The organism is Haladaptatus marinus (assembly GCF_051194195.1).
In genome coordinates this window covers 276,406-293,303 of sequence record NZ_JBLZNK010000002.1, presented here as the reverse complement: position 1 = coordinate 293,303, position 16,898 = coordinate 276,406, and the positions used below count along the sequence as shown (strand labels likewise).

20 protein-coding genes and 1 pseudogene are annotated in these 16,898 nt (G+C 56.8%); 8 read left to right on the top strand and 13 right to left on the bottom strand.

The annotated features are described in order from the left end of the window. Positions 1-8: 8 nt before the first annotated feature. A complete protein-coding gene (locus tag ACN2TU_RS03525; RefSeq protein WP_435153017.1) occupies positions 9-503 on the top strand; it encodes a hypothetical protein in 495 nt (164 codons plus the stop codon). A 304-nt stretch (positions 504-807) separates the two neighbouring features. Here ACN2TU_RS03525 and ACN2TU_RS03520 read toward each other — a convergent pair whose 3' ends face one another. From ACN2TU_RS03520 to ACN2TU_RS03500, 5 genes are read right to left on the bottom strand one after another with little or no spacing between them, the layout of a single operon-like run. Then, positions 808-2,874, bottom strand: coding sequence for a minichromosome maintenance protein MCM (locus tag ACN2TU_RS03520; protein ID WP_435153016.1), 2,067 nt, complete (start codon positions 2,872-2,874; stop codon positions 808-810). Next, positions 2,871-3,446, bottom strand: coding sequence for a hypothetical protein (locus ACN2TU_RS03515; protein ID WP_435153014.1), 576 nt, complete (start codon positions 3,444-3,446; stop codon positions 2,871-2,873). Before ACN2TU_RS03515 ends, ACN2TU_RS03520 begins: the two co-directional genes overlap by 4 nt. Next, entirely contained in the window at positions 3,439-3,804 is a 366-nt protein-coding gene (locus tag ACN2TU_RS03510; RefSeq protein ID WP_435153012.1) for a hypothetical protein, read from the bottom strand. Before ACN2TU_RS03510 ends, ACN2TU_RS03515 begins: the two co-directional genes overlap by 8 nt. Then, complete coding sequence (locus ACN2TU_RS03505) at positions 3,801-3,944, bottom strand: hypothetical protein (protein ID WP_435153010.1); 144 nt, start codon at positions 3,942-3,944, stop codon at positions 3,801-3,803. The genes ACN2TU_RS03510 and ACN2TU_RS03505 overlap by 4 nt, the downstream gene beginning before the upstream one ends. Beyond that, on the bottom strand, positions 3,941-4,072 hold the full coding sequence (locus tag ACN2TU_RS03500; protein ID WP_435153008.1) for an AbrB/MazE/SpoVT family DNA-binding domain-containing protein: 132 nt from the start codon (positions 4,070-4,072) through the stop codon (positions 3,941-3,943). The genes ACN2TU_RS03505 and ACN2TU_RS03500 overlap by 4 nt, the downstream gene beginning before the upstream one ends. A gap of 70 nt (positions 4,073-4,142) precedes the next feature. Between ACN2TU_RS03500 and ACN2TU_RS03495 the strand changes: the two genes are divergently transcribed. After that, positions 4,143-5,486 (top strand): hypothetical protein, encoded by a 1,344-nt coding sequence (locus ACN2TU_RS03495; RefSeq protein ID WP_435153006.1) that lies wholly within the window; start codon positions 4,143-4,145, stop codon positions 5,484-5,486. Between the two features lie 29 nt (positions 5,487-5,515). Here the strand turns inward: ACN2TU_RS03495 and ACN2TU_RS03490 are convergent, their stop codons facing one another. Then, positions 5,516-6,709, bottom strand: a complete 1,194-nt coding sequence (locus tag ACN2TU_RS03490) for a tyrosine-type recombinase/integrase (RefSeq protein WP_435153004.1) — start codon at positions 6,707-6,709, stop codon at positions 5,516-5,518. Positions 6,710-6,927: 218 nt separating this feature from the next. Further along, on the bottom strand, positions 6,928-7,551 hold the full coding sequence (locus ACN2TU_RS03485) for an STAS domain-containing protein (protein ID WP_435153002.1): 624 nt from the start codon (positions 7,549-7,551) through the stop codon (positions 6,928-6,930). 204 nt (positions 7,552-7,755) lie between these two features. Between ACN2TU_RS03485 and ACN2TU_RS03480 the strand changes: the two genes are divergently transcribed. The 3 genes from ACN2TU_RS03480 to queC are packed head-to-tail and all read left to right on the top strand — an operon-like array spanning position 7,756 to position 9,694. Beyond that, complete coding sequence (locus ACN2TU_RS03480) at positions 7,756-8,193, top strand: 6-pyruvoyl trahydropterin synthase family protein (protein ID WP_435153000.1); 438 nt, start codon at positions 7,756-7,758, stop codon at positions 8,191-8,193. A gap of 2 nt (positions 8,194-8,195) precedes the next feature. After that, positions 8,196-8,960 (top strand): 7-carboxy-7-deazaguanine synthase QueE, encoded by a 765-nt coding sequence (locus ACN2TU_RS03475; RefSeq protein ID WP_435152998.1) that lies wholly within the window; start codon positions 8,196-8,198, stop codon positions 8,958-8,960. An 11-nt stretch (positions 8,961-8,971) separates the two neighbouring features. Beyond that, positions 8,972-9,694, top strand: a complete 723-nt coding sequence (gene queC / locus ACN2TU_RS03470) for a 7-cyano-7-deazaguanine synthase QueC (protein WP_435152996.1) — start codon at positions 8,972-8,974, stop codon at positions 9,692-9,694. A gap of 56 nt (positions 9,695-9,750) precedes the next feature. Here the strand turns inward: queC and ACN2TU_RS03465 are convergent, their stop codons facing one another. From ACN2TU_RS03465 to ACN2TU_RS03455, 3 genes are all read right to left on the bottom strand, one after another. Then, positions 9,751-10,716, bottom strand: coding sequence for a DMT family transporter (locus ACN2TU_RS03465; protein ID WP_435152994.1), 966 nt, complete (start codon positions 10,714-10,716; stop codon positions 9,751-9,753). A gap of 76 nt (positions 10,717-10,792) precedes the next feature. Further along, on the bottom strand, positions 10,793-11,449 hold the full coding sequence (locus ACN2TU_RS03460) for a CPBP family glutamic-type intramembrane protease (protein ID WP_435153646.1): 657 nt from the start codon (positions 11,447-11,449) through the stop codon (positions 10,793-10,795). A gap of 26 nt (positions 11,450-11,475) precedes the next feature. After that, the gene (locus tag ACN2TU_RS03455) at positions 11,476-11,766 is read right to left on the bottom strand and encodes a DUF5789 family protein (RefSeq protein WP_435152992.1); all 291 of its coding nucleotides are present in this window, start codon (positions 11,764-11,766) and stop codon (positions 11,476-11,478) included. 492 nt (positions 11,767-12,258) lie between these two features. On the opposite strand from ACN2TU_RS03455, the gene ACN2TU_RS03450 reads away from it, so the two are divergent. Then, positions 12,259-12,621, top strand: a complete 363-nt coding sequence (locus tag ACN2TU_RS03450) for a cell division protein CdpA domain-containing protein (RefSeq protein WP_435152990.1) — start codon at positions 12,259-12,261, stop codon at positions 12,619-12,621. Between the two features lie 76 nt (positions 12,622-12,697). Next, positions 12,698-13,429 (top strand): annotated as a pseudogene (locus ACN2TU_RS03445) (cell division protein CdpA domain-containing protein); the annotation flags it as partial. A 28-nt stretch (positions 13,430-13,457) separates the two neighbouring features. Here ACN2TU_RS03445 and ACN2TU_RS03440 read toward each other — a convergent pair. From ACN2TU_RS03440 to ACN2TU_RS03430, 3 genes are all read right to left on the bottom strand, one after another. Further along, entirely contained in the window at positions 13,458-13,835 is a 378-nt protein-coding gene (locus ACN2TU_RS03440) for a Mut7-C RNAse domain-containing protein (protein ID WP_435153645.1), read from the bottom strand. Positions 13,836-13,903: 68 nt separating this feature from the next. Further along, positions 13,904-15,643: a helix-hairpin-helix domain-containing protein gene (locus ACN2TU_RS03435; protein WP_435152988.1), complete on the bottom strand. Its 1,740-nt coding sequence runs from the start codon at positions 15,641-15,643 to the stop codon at positions 13,904-13,906. Continuing rightward, positions 15,640-16,077: a DUF5788 family protein gene (locus tag ACN2TU_RS03430; RefSeq protein ID WP_435152987.1), complete on the bottom strand. Its 438-nt coding sequence runs from the start codon at positions 16,075-16,077 to the stop codon at positions 15,640-15,642. The genes ACN2TU_RS03435 and ACN2TU_RS03430 overlap by 4 nt, the downstream gene beginning before the upstream one ends. 117 nt (positions 16,078-16,194) lie before the next feature. Between ACN2TU_RS03430 and ACN2TU_RS03425 the strand changes: the two genes are divergently transcribed. Beyond that, positions 16,195-16,884 carry a class I SAM-dependent methyltransferase gene (locus ACN2TU_RS03425; RefSeq protein ID WP_435152985.1) on the top strand — a complete coding sequence of 230 codons (690 nt, stop codon included), beginning with the start codon at positions 16,195-16,197 and terminating at the stop codon, positions 16,882-16,884. The last annotated feature ends 14 nt before the right edge of the window (positions 16,885-16,898 follow it).

Here is a 16,898-nt window from a genome sequence, read left to right as displayed (position 1 = left end):
TTAGGAAAATGAGCGCGAACTACCTCGCCGCGAACGTACCACCAGGTAAAAATCCCGCCGACTACACATACGTCGAACGCCGAGCGGATTTACTTGACCGCGTGCTGGCGGCGGGCTCCCGAAAGAACATCCATCAAGCCCGTCTCGCCGATGTGTACGGTGTCTCCTCAGCCCAGATTTCGAAGGATATGGCGCGCATCGGTGACGAGGTGGCCGACCATCTTACGGACGATATCGAACTCCAAACCGTTGCGATGTACGAACATACGGTCGAACAGTTGCGTGCCGAGGGGCGCTACAAGGCGGCGTGGGACGTGCATATGGAATTTCTCGACTGGGTTGATTACTCACCCGAGCCACCAACCACCGAGACAGACACGACCGAAATGGTGCAGGACGACGTCCGCAAGCTACCGCCGGAAACCAAACGCCTCATGGACCAGTGGGCCGGTACCGACCACGAACCGCACGAGGAGACGAAACCACACGTCTCACAAGAGTAAATCTGCACACGGCAGATTAGTCGGAATTCTCGTCCTTCGGGGCAAATAAACCAGTAAAGGGTGGGCTTGGCGGAGAGAAAATTAACCTCACTTTCCCCTCAGTGACCGGCTGAAGTTCGGCACTATCGCTGTCTGACCAGATGAATAGAAAAAGAAGCCACACGATGCGAATGATATCATCGTGTCAATAATGATATCAGATTCTCGACGGTGGTACCGAGAAGGGCCAGTTCTTCGAGAAAGACATTCGAGCTGAACGGTACCAACGTACCAAAAATGGTACCATGGTACCAACGGTCCGTCCCTACTCTTTCGAGAGACGGAGAGCCTTGTCGGTGCCATATACTTTACCGTTGCTTCTCAGTTTTTGAATAGCGTGAGCCGCCGCTTCGTCATCGATTCCGTGTTTCTGGGCATCAATTAGGACATCGCCAATGTTCGCACCGTTGCCAGAGTCATTCTTACAGATAGCGTCTATGACGATGCGATAGCGTTCTCGTTGGGTTTTGGACGTCCCGGTTTCGATAACGTCTACGTCCATCTCTCCGGTGACAGGGTCGACTCCGACGTCTTCGAGTGACTTCTCAATCAGTCGGATTGCACGGGTGACGTCTTCGACTTCTACGGACTTTGAGAGTCGAATGCGGGCTGATGCTTCTGCCACGCGAATTATTGCTTCGAGTTTGCGAGCAGTTACCGGCACCGGGGCGTCTCTGTTCTTGTACCCCTTCTCTCGTATTCGCTTGTAGAAGTCGACTATGTGGTCGTTCGCCTCATCGGTTGCTACTGGTTCGATTGTCCGTTTTGCATGCGCAACCCAAGTACGAATGACTTCTGGCGAAACGGGTATATCGTCGACATCGTCTTCGCCCTGACGTTGTTTCCGCACTGCGTTTCGTTTTGATTCTAAGATATGCCGGGCGATATTCTCGTCTTTCGCTTCGCCGGGGGCGTCCTTGAGCGTGAACATGAGGTCAAACCGAGAGATGAGTGCCGGATCAAGGTCTATCTGTTCGATTTTGGGGTCATATTTATCAAACCGTCCATGTTTCGGGTTGCCTGCCGCGAGGAGTGAGGTTCGTGCTGGAAGCGTGGCGTTAATCCCGGCCTTGCTTACACTGACGGTCTGTTGTTCAAGTGCTTCGTGAATTGAATCGCGTGCGTCTTCACGGAGTTTGTCTAACTCGTCTACGGTTGCCAAACCGCCATTTGCTAAGACGAGCGCACCTGCTTGGAGTGACCATTCTCCATCGCCAAAGTCATCTTTGACTGCTGCAGCAGTAAGGCCGGCACGTGACGAACTTTCACCAGTCGAAACCGACCGCGGGGAAAGCTTTCTCGCCGCTTCGAGCAAGTTGCTCTTGCCAACGGCCGGGTCGCCAAGAAGAAAACAGTGAAAGTCGCCACGAATATGTGACCCATCGGCAGCAGTTCTGGGGACGCCACCAAACAACTGGAGGATAAGTGCCTTTTTGATGGCTTCATCACCGTAGTGTGATGTGGCGAACGAGTCGACCAACAGTTCATACGGGTCGCCGTGTTCGCCAGCTGCCAGCGCCTCTATCTCTTCTTTGTGCTTACTGATGTCGAGTTCCTCATAGTCCTGTTCTTCGACCTCTATCGACTCCGCATCGAGAAATTTGTCAAACGCACCCTTATGTTCTGAGTGCTCGTCGATTCGCAAGATACCGTTTACCGTCACACGCGCACCGGCACCGAGGTTACGGTCGGACACCCACTTCACCAGTTCGTCGGAAATGACGACGGGGATGGTTTCACCGGTTCCTCCAAAGGTCTCTTCGGGCGGTCGCTGGAGCTGCAGATACTGTTGGTCGCCGTGTTCGGAGTCTTCCCAGATGAGGTCGAACGGCCCTTGTCGGTCACATCCTTCGCATTGTTGTGGCTCTTGAAACGTCCCGAAGGACTGTGGGATGTGGTTGAAGGTTCCGCATCGCTGGCACTGAAATACGATTTCCGTCGGGACGACTTTCACGGCACTCGTCTTCGAGATTTGGCCGCGAACCCCGACGAAGTCCGTGACATCGTCTGCACGAGTCTCACCGACTCTGAACACCCTGTCGTCCGGGAGGTTATATATCCGGACGTCGATGTCGTTGAGGTCGATGTCGATCGGGTTATCGAAATTCTCGATAGCGTACTGAAATACCGTCGTGAACGTGGCATATGCATCCAGAACGTCGTCCGCGACGTTTGATTCCCATTGAAAGACATTTTGCCAATCGATCCAGAAATCCGATTTTTCGTTGGGATACTGCTGCAGCAGGTCACCCAACTCGTCCTCGCAGTATCGCCGAATGAACGTCTGCAGTTCACCGCCATATTCCCGATAGATGCTCTGGGGGTCGTTCATTCGTCGTCGTTCCCGAAGTCGTAACGGGATGTATTTATCGTCTGTTCATGCTCAACCGCACCGTCAGCAGCAACTGCCGGGGTATTTGCAGTTACACTACTTTGCAACTGATTGGATCGAATCTCGATTCCGTTTTCGCGGGCACGTGTGCGAATATCTGCGATAATGTCCTCACGGGAGTCTGTGACGCCCGTACGTGAGAGGAGATCGTTCATTTCGGAATGGAATCCCTCGATAGTCCGTTCTGGATTTGCGGCCATCTCATCAGCGATTTGGGCGACGATGGTGTCGTAGGACAACTGTTCACTCCGTCGATGTTCGAGCATCGTCGTGAGTTCATCGCGCCGTTTCTGTTTCTCCGCTATCTCTTCGTTCGCTGCTTTGCGGATGTCGTTGATGTCCGTGTCTACCTGGCGGATTTCCCGTTCGATGCCGGATTCGCTTTTCAGTCCCTGCGCATCAAGCCACATCCGCATCGCCTTCTCTACATTCTCGGTGTTCGTTCCGGGGAGGGCTTTGAATCTCGCGAGAAGTTCTTCCGACTGGCGAGTCTTGAACTGCTTCTTAGTCATCACTGTCTCTCCCGGTACGACGTGGTGATGGCGTCCTGTCTTGTCTGCTGGCTTCGTATTCGGCGACGATGGCGGTAAGACGAACGGGTCGGCGACCCCGAAATGCCGCAAGCCGTTTCCATCCGTCTGGTTCGCGTACCCATGCTCCGGTCCATCCGGCGTGGACAATTCCGAACGCGTCGAATGCGCCGGTCATATGGGGATCGACGGATTCCCATGTTGGTTCGACGCGAATGTCCTCAACGCCGTCGCGTGCGTAGAGGTAATCAAGTTCGAATGCCGATAGCGGACGGTTCGGAAGGGTAACTTCTGAGACAGACAATAAAGCGGTGTCGGGTGCATCACTCGGCACCGTCATTTGTTCTCCGTCAGTAGTCCTTCAAGGTAGTCGCGCTTATCCTCGTGTTCGGCGAGCTGGACGGCAGCGAGCCATCGGATAAGGTTACTACTTCCGTGGCGCGCAACGAGCGCCAAATCGTCAGCACTGGGGTCGGTCATTCGGCATCCTCCCGAACACGGCGAATATCCAGTTCCACGAGGTCACCGTCTTTTAGTTCCAGTTCTTCACGGATATGCGCAGGTATCGTGAGTTTTCCGCGTGCGAACAATTGTCTTGTGAGACGCATTGTAGTTACTACTGGGAACTGCTGATAACATTGAAGTACTCCGAAAGAGTACTCTATCTCGACTATAAATATGTCTTCGGACAATACTGACACGAAAAAGCGCGGGCGAAAGGCGTACCATCTCAGCGAAAGTCAGCGAGTCTACCTCGAGACCGGAGATACTGGCACATACCGAGAGTCGAGAGTTCGTGAGGATATTACCACAAAGGTAAACCGCCTGGCTACCCGCCTGAACCTCCTATGTGAGGATGTGAGACTCCTCGCCAACGGAGTTACTAATCTTGGATCTATGGATGCGGAACATGATGAGACAGACGAACACGTATTCGACGTGCGCGATGGATTCCTTACCCCAGACACATGGCTGGATGGATGGTTACAACTCCTTGGCATCGAGGGACGACCTTCGGCCGAGGAACTCGCTTCGGAGTTGACGAGCACACCAGCGCCGGGAGGGCAATCACGGGCGACCGTTTTCGGTGCGAAACTCGGAGCGATGGTTCGCCGAATGATGCTCTTTCCCAATATTCGCGACGTTGAACAATCAGATATCGCCGCGGATGTAATCTGGGGAGTATTCACGGGTCTCTGGTTAAATCAGTGGAAACTGGGAGAACGTACCGGGGAGCGAGTCCGCAACGAATCCACGATGCTCTTAGAGAAACTCGAAGAGCGAGCAGGCCAAAGTGTGATGCGCGCTGATGCCCAGCTCGATATGGCTGACCGTGAACTCGTCCAACCGATCCAACGAACCAATGAACGACAAGCAAAAATCCGTCAACATGTGGACAACATTCTCGACAGGAAGGAGCTTGCTTCATCGACGTGGATCGTTGAACAAGTTACCAACCATGTTTTGGAACAACTCGGCGAACGATATAACTTCGATATGGGGGCACCAAGTTCACCAGTGGTACTTACTGGGTTCGCGTCCGACGCGCAAGTCGAAAAAATTCTCACTGACAACCAACTGATAGAGAAGAATGAGATAAGACAGAGATTCGAGCAGGATATAGCATCCCTGAACAACAAAGAATGGCGAGGCGTTCCGGCCCGCGATGTCTTCGACAAAATTGCTAATCACGACGGGAGTATCTCTTCGTCAGAACTCGATTCGAAGGTTCGACGAGAACCAGATGACGAGAGGGCAATCACCCGGCTCGCCCGAGACTTTGCAGGTATCGATTGCGAGAAACGCCCAGAAAGCACCGCTACATGGACTGAAGTTCCGCTTGTTCAGGACGTTGAACCCAGACAGAACAAATCGCGGTGGACAACCACACTCTACGGTGATGCATTACACGCGTATCTCGAGCAAATCGAAGCACCATCTCTCCTTAGGGGTGGACGCGACATCCCCGCGGGGGTGAATCTTGAAGATGTATTGAAAGAAATCGGCGACAAATCCGTCTGAGACTATGGAGATAAACCCAGAACACCTCCTTATCGACCTACCTCTGCAAGGAAAGATTCGAGCGCGTCACGGTCGTCGGTCATGGCCTTGCTGAGCTTGAGAGCAAACTGGAGGTTTTCCTCACTCGTAGTCTCGACCCGCTCCACGGCGGTCTCCAGCTCTGCCGCGACATCTATATCAAGTGCTTGCCCGCACCGCGAACAAAACGACGCTTCGGGGGCGTTCAACTCCTCACAGCGGGGACACTGTTCAACTGTCTTTTCAGTCTCATCCTCTTCCGGGGAGCGCAAGCCATGGAGTTCGGTGTAGGCAGCGTCGATATCGCGCCCCGAAAGGTGGACGTACTTCGCCACCACGTCCGACCCCTGTACCCATCCAAACCACTCGCAGAGTTGGGCCTCGGTGAACTCGTTGGCGAGGTAGGTCGCGCGACTGTGCCGGAAGTGGTGGGGGTTTACCGGCTTCTCCAGTTCGGCACGCTCTTTGGCGCGTTCCAGCAACCGTTGGCGAATGTAGTTATAGCTCAGTGGGTCAGCGTCGTCCGCCTGCTGAATCTTACACCAGAGCGGCGCACCACGATTCGGCTGTGGATGCTTGTTCAACCAGTCGTTCAAATACGGAGTCGATTCCAGCAAAGGAAGGCGGCGTGCCCCCGTCTTGCCATCGATAACCAACTTCTTTCCGTGTTGATGGTCTTCGATACTTCCAACGGTAAGGTCAATCAGTTCGCCGATACGCGCCCCGCTCTCCCAGAGAAGCGCGATGAAGGCCGCGTCACGGGGATTTCGACACCCATCGAGCAGCGCACGCACGTCCTCTCGGGTGAGCAGGTCTTCCGGCAGTGTCTCACTGGTTCCGCGTGCACCGACCGTAATCCAGTCGGTCATTTCGGATGTCTCCTCGCCGTGTTGCCACTCCCAGAAGTTCTTGATTATCTGTTTGTAATCGCTGATAGTGCTCTCGGCGAGGTCACGGTCGTGCACCCATTCGACGAGTGATTTCACGTCGTCTTTCGTCATGTCGTCGAACGGCTGGTCAACATGTTCGGCGACGATTTTGAGGTGTGAGAACACTTTCTGTAGGCGAGCGTAACTCAGACCATCGAGTGTCCGGTCACGCTTGTAGTCGGTGAGTAGCCGTTTGTTTCGCGGGTGAATGTCGTCCGATGCCTGGATGTTTGCGAGGGTCTGTTTTACTCGTTCCTCGTAATTGGCGGTCGGCATACGTGCTAACATAGTGTTTAGACAATAATGAACTTTTGCATTGAACCCTTTGGTATAATGCACTGACGGAGCATACAACTTCTTCCCGTCTCCCAGTTTCGAGCGGTGGCAGTAGGTATATCACCAGGGCCCGGCAAGGGCAATCACGAATATTGCTCACCGCTCATCGACAATGGAGCTGATCGCCTCCCCCTCCCTGACATTCTTGATCGTCGTGTCTAGACCAGCCGACTCGAAGAGTTCGATGACTTGCGTGTCCGCGCCCGCGAATCGTAACTCGACATTGCGTGACGCAAGCGGACGTGGAGTTCCGCCAGCGTCTCCGCGGCACTTAGGTCAATCGTTGGAGAGGACGAGAGGTCGAACACTACGAGGTCGACGGGTCTGTCAAGCGCGTTGAGTCGGCCCATGAGATCCTCGCGGACGCGAGACGCGTTGGCGTAGAACAATTGGGCGTCAACGCGATAGACGAACACACCAGGCACCACTTCCGCCTTCGGATGGCGATCGATCGGCACGTACTGGTTGGTGCCTTGCATTCGGCCGAGTGTCTCGGTGTGAGGGTTACTGATCCGGCCAATAGTAAGCAGCGGCGAGAGTGTGATTCCGATGAAGATACCCCAGAGCATCCCCACAACCAGTACACCGAGAAGCGACGCCATCGCGACGGTGAACTCCATCATGCTCACGAGGTAGAGTCGCCGGAGTGCAGGGATGTCGACAAGATCCAAGCATGCGACGATGACGACCGCAGCAAGGGTAGCGTGGGGAAGTTTGGCGAATACGCCAGTCAGGAAGAACAAGACGGTTAGAAGTATCATACCAACGATTCCTCCTTGCATGTGCAACCACAACGAACAGTCTCTCCGCGACTAATTTCAAATCCATGCTGTCGATACTCACGCCAATCCGCTCGGTGCTCCGCTCGATAATCAACGTCGTCATCGCAATCATCACGCTGCCGCTTCGCATCCTGCGCCGACTGCTGTAGTCACTCACCGGCTCCGAGTGACACAGCTTAAGTATTCTCTCGATAATCTTCAGATATGCCTGAGTCTGTACTAGAATCATCTCCGAAACGAACGCTTCACATCGGACGCGACCGTCCGATCCGTATCAGTTCCGGTCATCGACTGCTTCACCACGACGGGAAATGCAGCCGACCGCACGGCCATAACTACGAAATCGAAGTGACCGTCACTGGCGAACTCACCGAGGAGGGGTGGGTCGTCGATAAGGGAGCGGTCACCTCGATAATATCCGAGTGGGATCATCGGTTCCTGCTGGAGGTGGATGACCCACTCATTGATGCCTTCGAACAAAGTGGCGATTCGGACGCCGTCGTCGTGTTCGATTCGCCACCGACGGCGGAAGTCATGAGTTTGGAACTCGAACGCCGACTCCGAGAGGAACTGCCGGACACCGTTTCGGCCGTGGAAGTGGCAGTCAGCGAAACCGCGGAACTCTGTGGCGGCCCGGTGTAATCATGCCAGTCAACGCCGATACGAGTGGTGATACGAACGCCGACGTCAAGTCGCTTCCCATCAACGAGTTGTTCTACTCGCTTCAGGGGGAGGGCAAACTGGCAGGAACGCCGAGCGTCTTCATCCGAACCAGCGGCTGTAACCTGCGGTGTTGGTTCTGCGATTCCTATCACACCTCCTGGGAGCCGACGCACGCCCGAATGACGCTGGATGAAATCGTCGAAGAAGTCGAATCCTACGGCGCGAATCACGTCGTCGTGACGGGCGGCGAACCGCTGGTTCACGACGAAACGTCTCGTCTGCTCGACCGTCTCGCGGAGGACGGATACCACACGACGGTCGAAACGAACGGGACGATTGTTACTGACGCGGCTATCGACCTGGCGAGTATCAGCCCGAAACTCGCGTCCTCGACGCCGACCGCCGAACGCGACCCGAAAGGGGACGGCGAGTGGGCGGAGCGCCACGAGGAACGTCGAATCGATATCGACGCCCTCACGGCGTTCGTTGACAGCGTCGAGACGCAACTGAAGTTCGTCGTCACGGACGAATCCGATTTGAACGAAATCGAAACGCTCGTCGCCGAGATTCGTGATGCCGCAGCGACCCCCGTCCGCGATACGGACGTACTCTTGATGCCGGAAGGCGCAACTCGCGAACGGTTGGACGAAAACCGCGAACGAGTCGCGAAACTGGCGATGGAATACGGCTATCGATACACTCCGCGACTGCACGTCGACCTTTGGAACGACGCACCCGGAACCTAACGACACAGGCTATGACACGAACTACTGCAACCGACACGACCGATGATGCATCGACGACGAAACGCGCCGTGATTCTCGCCTCCGGCGGGATGGACAGCGCGACTGCCGCATACGAAGCGCGTGAGCGAGGGTACGAGCCGTATCTCATGCACACGTCCTATGGCCAACGAACCGAGGGCAAGGAGTTCGACTGTGCGAGACGGCAGGCCGACGAACTCGGCGTCGAATTCCTCCACGTCGAAACAAGTCATCTCGCGACGATTGGCGGATCGAGTCTTACCGACGAGGAGATGGCCGTCGAAGACGCGGATTTGGACAGCGATGACGTGCCAGCCACCTACGTCCCGTTCCGCAATGCGAATCTCCTCTCAATGGCCGTTTCCTGCGCGGAAGCGAACGACTGTGACGCCGTCTTCATCGGTGCGCACAGCGAGGATTTCTCGGGATACCCGGACTGCCGTCCCGCTTTCTTCGAGGCGTTCCAACAGGTCGTCGATATTGGGACGAAAGACGACACGACCATCGAACTCGTCGCGCCTTTCGTCGAATGGAGCAAGACTGATATCGCCGAGCGAGGAGTCGAACTCGGCGTTCCGTACGAACACACGTGGAGTTGCTACCGCGAGGAGGAACCCGCCTGTGGAACCTGCGATGCCTGTGCCTATCGCTTGCAGGCGTTCCAAAATATCGGCGTCCGCGACCCGATTGCCTACGAAGAACGACCCGACTACTGACCGGGATTTCGGCGTTCGGATATTTGGTGTTCGGTGTTCGATTATTCGACTTTCGACTAGTCCGGGTTCTCCGTGGTTTCCTGTTTTACCTTCCGCTCGTTAGTTTCGACCGTTTCGTCCTCCGCAGTCGATGTGACGTAGATACCCGCGAGGACGACAATTCCCCCGAGAATCGTTGCGCTCCCCGGAACTTGGTCGAGTACGAAAAGCGCGAGCAGAGTGCTTCCAACGGGTTCACCGAGGAGTGAGACGCTGACGACACTTGATTCGACGTACTTCAGCGCCCAATTGATGACCGTGTGGCCGAAGATTCCCGGCCCGACCGCCATTCCGAGAAACAGAAGCCATTCCCGCGTTCCATAGGCAGTGAGTGCGACCTCCGCCTCGCTCGTTAGCGCAACGAAAAATAGAACGGCGGTACAGACGCTGTAGACGACGGTGACGTATGGGACGAGCGAGACACGCTGGCGGAGTGAGCGCCCCGCGAGAACGTATCCCGCCGCGGCGATTGCACCAATGACCGCCAGTGCGTTGCCGTAGAGCGGGTTCTCTCCGGCGACCACCGCACCCGAAAAGACATCTGCAAAGGACATTCCGACCATCCCGACCAGCGCAATGCCGATACCGATAACGGTTCGTCGAGTGACGCGCTCGTCCAACAGTGCCCACGCGCCGAAGGCGACGAACAGCGGTTGTGATTGTACGAGCGTCACGGAGGCGGCGACAGTCGTCCACTCCAAACTCTCGAACCACGTCACGAAATGGGCCGCAAGCGCGACACCGGTGACGATAGCAACGAAGAAATCCCGACGCGAAAAGTTTCGGAGATCGTCCCGATAGCGCGTAAGAGCGAGCGGAGCCAGCAGGAGCGTCGTGAACAGCACTCGGTACAAAGCCTTGATGATGCTGGGCGCGCTACTCAGTTCGATCAGAATCGCGCTCGTGCTCACGGCGACGATTGCGACGGCAAGCGCGGCCATCGGAGGGACTTCGTCCTCGATCTGCTCGGCCACATGTAACATTACTCGTCAACCAGTGGTTCCGGCATCCGATTTAACCTTCCGGGTGGAAACGGTATCGATGGGTCGGTTCCGTCTTCTACAGAGGAATCGGCAGCCACGAGAGCCAGTCGAGAACCGTCTCGGGTCGTATCAGTGGTTCGTGTAGCACCAACCAATCGAGCAAGATGAGTCCGAGTCCGTGCGCCACGACGGAGGGGAGAAGCGAATTACAGTCGTAATCCACCGCCCCGAACAGCACGTCGGTCGGTCCCGAAAGCATGAGTTCTATCGGCGGTTTGCCGAGATGGTGAAACGCATAGACGATCGGACTGATGAACACGCTCTTGAAACCGATTTTTCGAACGCCGACACAGAGCAGTCCCCTGTAGTACGTTTCGGCGGCGAGAACGACGATGAACTGCTTTGCCGCGTGGGGAACGAAACTCCCGAGCGCGGGTGATGCACCCCACATCGGATAGTAGGCACGAATCGACGGGAGCGACGACCCAACGACATAGAAAGGAATCACGATTGCGGCCAGAAGGAGGCTGTTGCGAATCGCTCGGCGGTCTATCCGATAGCCGAGGTGTCGCCCGTGGGTTACAGCCAGCAGGCCGGGAATGGCGATGTACAGCGTTACGTCGCGAACGAGTCGTGCGTTCAAATTCCCGCCCGGAACCGTCCACCACGACCATGCGACGGTCAGCAGTGCGCCGAGGAGAAGCGACAATTGCACCCACGTCAGTCCGAACATCCGCTCTTCGACCGACCGTGTGACGCTCACGAATCGTCCGCGGTCGGAATCGGGCCGGTGCCGATGGCGTCCCGGATGTTCGCGATGAACTCCTGTTCACTCTGGAAATACGTTTCCTCCACATCTTCCAGCACGTCGGCCAGCGTCCGTGGGCCGTCGGGCGTTCGAATCGTCTCGTCACCGTCCCGTCGGATGACTTCGCTCTTCTGAATGGGCCAGTACAGTCGGGAGGAGATACGTGCGACCGGAATACCATCGACAGGTTCGCGGTCACCGAGTTCGACGGCGGGACTCTCGTCCTCGTTGTCGTCAGCCATACCGGGGCGTTTGACAGCACGGGGATTATGCTTTTCGACACGACCTTTTACTACGGTCGCGGGGCAGGGCCAGCGCAATTTGCGCTGGCCCTGCCTGGCTCCCTGTAAAAGGTCGACCAAAAGCACCGTCAGAGACATGCTCTGACGAGCCATTCGTTCGCTTCGCTCACGATGACACTCCTCCCTCACTTCACTTCGCTCCGTTCAGTCGTCGGCCCGCTCACTCGTCATACCACTCCTCGCTCGCGGAGAGTGAACTTGTCTTGGCGGTCGTGTTGTTTGCTAAGTTCAAGTAAGCGTGGCGATGACGAAATTCGGCGGTTGGTTTGTCTGCTGATTTCCATCGTTGTCATGTTTTGCCAAAAGTATCGAAAATTCGACTTCAGTTTGAATCCCTTACGTCCGTCCCTTTTGCTCGTTTTTACCTAAAAACAATATATATGACATACATCTGACGCAGTAGTTCTGTATGAGTGGTTCAATGACGGACACATGACAAGCCTCGGGGAAACCTACCAAGGGCGTGACGGGGTCAAAAAGCGTCCGCGACGCCTCTATCTCGGCGTCGGCCTCTTCCTCGCCGGGTCATTGCTCGTCGTTGTCGGTATCCTCGCTGGAACGACGGACCTCTTTTCGGCAGTCGGACTTGACAAGTGGGGGTCTCTTGACATCCACCCCGCCTTCAAGGGCGAGGATTCCCACCGCCAGAGCCACAACAAAGGCGGCTGCGTTGGGAGTTTACGGTTCGCACACCGACGAGGTGCTGGCTCTGCCACGGAGCCGTTACTCCTATCTACCGTACTACTCACGCGCCCACGGGCGCAACAGTCGATTCGGAGGTACTTGGTTGTTTAACGTCGGTACCCAACCTCTCCCGAAGGGATACTTCGAGCCTCGGTTGGGAGGTCCGAATTTGTCCGATTGTCCCGGGATGGGCGCGGACAGGCCGCGTCGGATGGACATAGAGACGACGGGAGGGAACCTAAGATTTTACCGGACAGTGAAAGTGACCAAAGACGGCGATTCATCCCCGCCCGCAAGGGCGAGGCTTTCTCGCCTACAATTCCGTAAATTGGCAGGAATGACCGCTGGACTGGGTGTTCCGGCCGTGTTCGTCGGTATTTTCGCCGTCCTTCCGGCGACGAGCGACCGCATCCGCGCGGCAGTCGCCATCGGGTCGAGCATCTCCGTCTTCGGCGTCGCCATGTTTTGGTACGCCTACCCGTCTCACTGGGCCGGATACGGACAGAATCTCACCCTCCCGGTCGTCGCGGTGTACTTCGTCGGCCTCATCACCACGTTCTGTTGTCTGTTCGTCGCCGTCGTGAACTTCAAAACGCGCAACGACCCCGGCGGAACCGTCACGATGGGAGTGACGCGCAAGGGCGAGACGAAAATCGTCGAAGTCGAGCGCCAGCGCGGCCTCGGTAGCATCGGCGTCTTCGGCGACCACCCGGCGGACAGCGTGGACGCCGTGAGCGATGGCGGCGCGACGACGAACGATATTTCGTCACCCGCGGACCCGGAGCACGGCCAAACCACACCGACCGACACCTACTGCGGCAACTGCTCACACTTCGATTACGTCCCAACTGACGACGGAATGACCCCCTACTGTGGCTTCCACAACCAGCGAATGACCGACATGGACGCCTACGACCAGTGGCAGTCGAATCGCTGTTTCCGAATCTTCACAGCTCGGCGAGCGTCTGTTCGACTGACTCCCAGTGACTCCCTTTCCAGAAGCGCTTTCCACAGTTCTCACACCGCCAAATCCGTTTTCCGTCGGGTACGTGGTCGGGCGACTCGCCGTCATCCAGGGTCAATCGACCGTTGCACGACGAACAGCGCACGGGCTGAGACAGCGATAGCTCGAATCCTCGTTCGCGGAGCTCTCGCAGCTGGTCGGTCACGTCGAGCGATTCCAGCAAAATCGCGCCATCCACTCGTTTCGCGAGTCGTTCGTCGCGCGTGACGAGCGTTCTCCCTTCGTTTTGCGCCAGTTTCAGGATCCTATCATCGTCCTCGACACTTCTATCTAGCGCGTAGCCCGTATCGTAGCCACACATCCGCAGATAGGTCGTGAGTTTTCCCAACATCACGTCGAGAAAGAGCGCCGGTCGTGTCGAGGAAGCCATCAGTGAACGAAGTCGCGGACTTCCGCAGCCTCCCACGCGTTGAGCACGTCCACCGCTTCGGCCCATCCCCGGCGGGCAGTATGGACGCCGTACCGAACGTTTCGGTACTCTCCAGGGCTGTGGGCGTCAGTGTTGATAGCGATGGTCGCCCCCTCCTCGACTGCGACCTGCACCGCGGCCCCCCACAAATCGAGTCGGCTCGGATTGCTGTTGATTTCGAGCGCTACGTCGTTGTCAACTGCGGCCGTGGCGACTTCACGTACATCGAAGTCGAGTCCGGGTCGCTGGTTGATGAGTCGTCCGCTCGGATGGCCCAAAATATCGACGCTCGGGTGTTCGATGGCACGAACGAGGCGTTCGGTCTCGTCACCGTCGAGTCCGCTGTGTGGTGACGCGACGACGATGTCTAATTCGGCCAGCACGTCGTTCGGAACGCTGATTCCGCCATCGGCGTCGATGTTCGCTTCGACGCCCGCAAACACGTCGATTACAGCGTCGTCCGCAACAGTCCTGATTTCGCCGATTTGCTCGCGGAGTTCGTCGTCGTCCAGCCCGACGCCGCCGACCATTCCCGGCCCCGTCGCATGGTCGGAGATGGAGATGTAGTCGTGGCCAAATTCGATGGCTCCTTCGACCATCTCCTCGATGGTGTTGTTTCCGTCCGACCAGTTGGTGTGAAGATGAAGGTCACCGCGAATGTCGCCCTCCTCGATGAGGTCGGGGAGTTCCCCGGCGAGTGCGGCGTCGATTTCGCCGTTGTCCTCGCGCATCTCCGGTGCAATCAACGGAAGGCCGAGGGCTTCGTACATGCTTTCCTCGGTTTCGCTCGCGATTTTCTCGCCGATTCGCTGGCCTGCATCGGGGTCATCCACATCGGAAACGTCGAACACACCGTACTCGTTTACCTTCAAATCGCGCTCGATGGCGTGGTTTCGAAGCGTGATGTTGTGGTTCTTGCTTCCCGTAAAGTACTGGAGTGCGCTGCCAAACTCCTCGGGAACGACGACCCGAAGGTCGATTCGCATGTCCGAGACGCGAATCGCAGCCTTGTCGGTGCCCGCTTCGATGACTTCCGCCGCCCGTTCCCAGTCGGTGAACGCATCGATGACGGCCTGCTTGTCCTCGCTTTCCGCCAGCACGTCCACGTCGCCGATGGTTTCACACCAGCGGCGGATGGAGCCCGCGAGTTCACAGCGTCCGACGCTCGGCACGTCGGAGACGAATGTTCGCACCTGTTCACCGACCGGCCGGGCGTTTCCGAGCAGTTCCCGTCCTCGAACCGTGCGGGCGAACTCGATGCCATCGATGATGTTTTTCTCCGTCTTCGGTCCGAATCCCTTGATTTCCCGAATTTCACCGGCACGGGCAACTTCCTCCAAATCGTCCAACGTCTGCACCCCGAGTTCATCGTAAAGGGTTCCGACGGTTTTGGGGCCGACACCCTCGACGCGGGTTAGTTCCCCTATCCGGACGGGGAGGTTGGCGCGTTCTTCCTCTAGAGCGTCGATTTCCCCCGTCTCGAAGTATTCGACGACCTTTCCGGCGATGGAGTCGCCGACTTGCGGAATCTGCTCTACGGCTTCCGAGCCGTCCGCTGCCAACGCCTCGATATCCTCCGGATACTCTCGGATGTTGTCCGCGGCCCGGCGGTAGGACTGGGGCTTGTACTGTACGTCCTGTGCTTCGAGTAAGTTCGCGTACTCCTCGAACAGATCCGCGATTTCGGCGTTTCGAGTCATAATCGTGACCGTTTGCTGGCGTCTTTGTTACCCAGTGCTTTCTGAAGGAACGACATCCACCGTTTCTGGTCGGCGGCCTCCTTCGCTCGTTCCTCAGCTTCGAGATTCGTCGGCCCGAGGCTCTCAAGCGCGTTTAACGCCCGGTCGATACCGATAATGCTCTCGACCAGTCGTTCGCCCTCCTCGCTGGTGATGTCGTCTTCCTCAAGTTGCTGTTTTCGTTGGAGTCGCTCCCGTCTGAGGTTCGTCTTCGCCTGCTCCACCCGGTCGCGCTCGCCCGGTGGAATCGTATCCCGTCGCTTGATTTCGAAGACGAACTCGCGCAGGTCGATATCCTGTCCCTGAACCGTGATTTCCTCCGGAATGGACGCGCCGATAGTCGCCCCTTCGCGCTCGACGCGCTCCAGCAATCCTTTACGCTCGTACTCCTTCACGTCCAATACTCGTCGTCGTGGAAGCAAAAACCTCCTGCCCTATGCGCTCGGTGAATAATTCGCGGCACGGGAATGAGGCTTGAGAAAGCATTAACCGCTCGAACCACAACAGGAGGCATGAAAAAACCCGGAGAGGTCTTTGAGGACTCTCGCGTTTACGACCCCGGTATCGAAGCGATCGTTCCGCGGTACGACGAACTTCACGACGCGATTTTGAATGCGCCGCCACAGCAACGTGACGACGAGATTCATGTTCTCGAACTCGGTGCTGGCACCGGCGAACTCACCGCCAAATTGCTCACGCGGTTTCCCGAAAGCACCGTCCTCGCAGTCGACCACAGCGAGCGAATGCTCGCCGAAGCGAAGCGCAAACTGGAGACGTTCGGAGACCGCGTCCAAATCGAACAGAGGACGTTTCCAGACGACCATCCCGACGGTCACGAGGAGTTCGACCTCGTCATTTCCTCGCTCGCGGTTCACCATCTCTCGTCCGACGAAAAGCAAACTCTGTTCGGTGCTATCCACGAAGCACTCGTTCCGGGTGGCTGGTTCGTCAATGGCGACGTGATTCGATTCGACGCCGACCATCTGGAAACGCTTTCCGATGCGATGATCAAAAACTGGGTTCGCTCGAAAGGGTGGGAAGAAGAAGAGTTCATGAACCAATGGCAGGCCAGCGACGACTACGACGACCCCGACACGCTGACCGACCAACTGGTGTGGCTCCGCGACGCCGAGTTCGATTCCGTTGCCTCCCTCTGGCAGTACTACAATTTCGCCGTCTACGGCGGCCGGAAGCCGGAATAACCTTCAACCGCGTT

Bases quoted from the DNA above. Each gene is read 5' to 3' on its own strand.
- ACN2TU_RS03425 (WP_435152985.1), top strand. From the start codon at position 16,195: ATGAAAAAACCCGGAGAGGTCTTTGAGGACTCTCGCGTTTACGACCCC.
- ACN2TU_RS03435 (WP_435152988.1), bottom strand. From the start codon at position 15,643: ATGACTCGAAACGCCGAAATCGCGGATCTGTTCGAGGAGTACGCGAAC.
- ACN2TU_RS03525 (WP_435153017.1), top strand. From the start codon at position 9: ATGAGCGCGAACTACCTCGCCGCGAACGTACCACCAGGTAAAAATCCC.
- ACN2TU_RS03455 (WP_435152992.1), bottom strand. From the start codon at position 11,766: ATGGCTGACGACAACGAGGACGAGAGTCCCGCCGTCGAACTCGGTGAC.
- ACN2TU_RS03450 (WP_435152990.1), top strand. From the start codon at position 12,259: ATGACAAGCCTCGGGGAAACCTACCAAGGGCGTGACGGGGTCAAAAAG.
- ACN2TU_RS03460 (WP_435153646.1), bottom strand. From the start codon at position 11,449: ATGTTCGGACTGACGTGGGTGCAATTGTCGCTTCTCCTCGGCGCACTG.
- ACN2TU_RS03485 (WP_435153002.1), bottom strand. From the start codon at position 7,551: ATGCAAGGAGGAATCGTTGGTATGATACTTCTAACCGTCTTGTTCTTC.
- ACN2TU_RS03520 (WP_435153016.1), bottom strand. From the start codon at position 2,874: ATGAACGACCCCCAGAGCATCTATCGGGAATATGGCGGTGAACTGCAG.
- queC (WP_435152996.1), top strand. From the start codon at position 8,972: ATGACACGAACTACTGCAACCGACACGACCGATGATGCATCGACGACG.
- ACN2TU_RS03515 (WP_435153014.1), bottom strand. From the start codon at position 3,446: ATGACTAAGAAGCAGTTCAAGACTCGCCAGTCGGAAGAACTTCTCGCG.
- ACN2TU_RS03500 (WP_435153008.1), bottom strand. From the start codon at position 4,072: ATGCGTCTCACAAGACAATTGTTCGCACGCGGAAAACTCACGATACCT.
- ACN2TU_RS03490 (WP_435153004.1), bottom strand. From the start codon at position 6,709: ATGCCGACCGCCAATTACGAGGAACGAGTAAAACAGACCCTCGCAAAC.
- ACN2TU_RS03480 (WP_435153000.1), top strand. From the start codon at position 7,756: ATGCCTGAGTCTGTACTAGAATCATCTCCGAAACGAACGCTTCACATC.
- ACN2TU_RS03510 (WP_435153012.1), bottom strand. From the start codon at position 3,804: ATGACGGTGCCGAGTGATGCACCCGACACCGCTTTATTGTCTGTCTCA.
- ACN2TU_RS03475 (WP_435152998.1), top strand. From the start codon at position 8,196: ATGCCAGTCAACGCCGATACGAGTGGTGATACGAACGCCGACGTCAAG.
- ACN2TU_RS03465 (WP_435152994.1), bottom strand. From the start codon at position 10,716: ATGTTACATGTGGCCGAGCAGATCGAGGACGAAGTCCCTCCGATGGCC.
- ACN2TU_RS03495 (WP_435153006.1), top strand. From the start codon at position 4,143: ATGTCTTCGGACAATACTGACACGAAAAAGCGCGGGCGAAAGGCGTAC.
- ACN2TU_RS03505 (WP_435153010.1), bottom strand. From the start codon at position 3,944: ATGACCGACCCCAGTGCTGACGATTTGGCGCTCGTTGCGCGCCACGGA.
- ACN2TU_RS03440 (WP_435153645.1), bottom strand. From the start codon at position 13,835: ATGTGTGGCTACGATACGGGCTACGCGCTAGATAGAAGTGTCGAGGAC.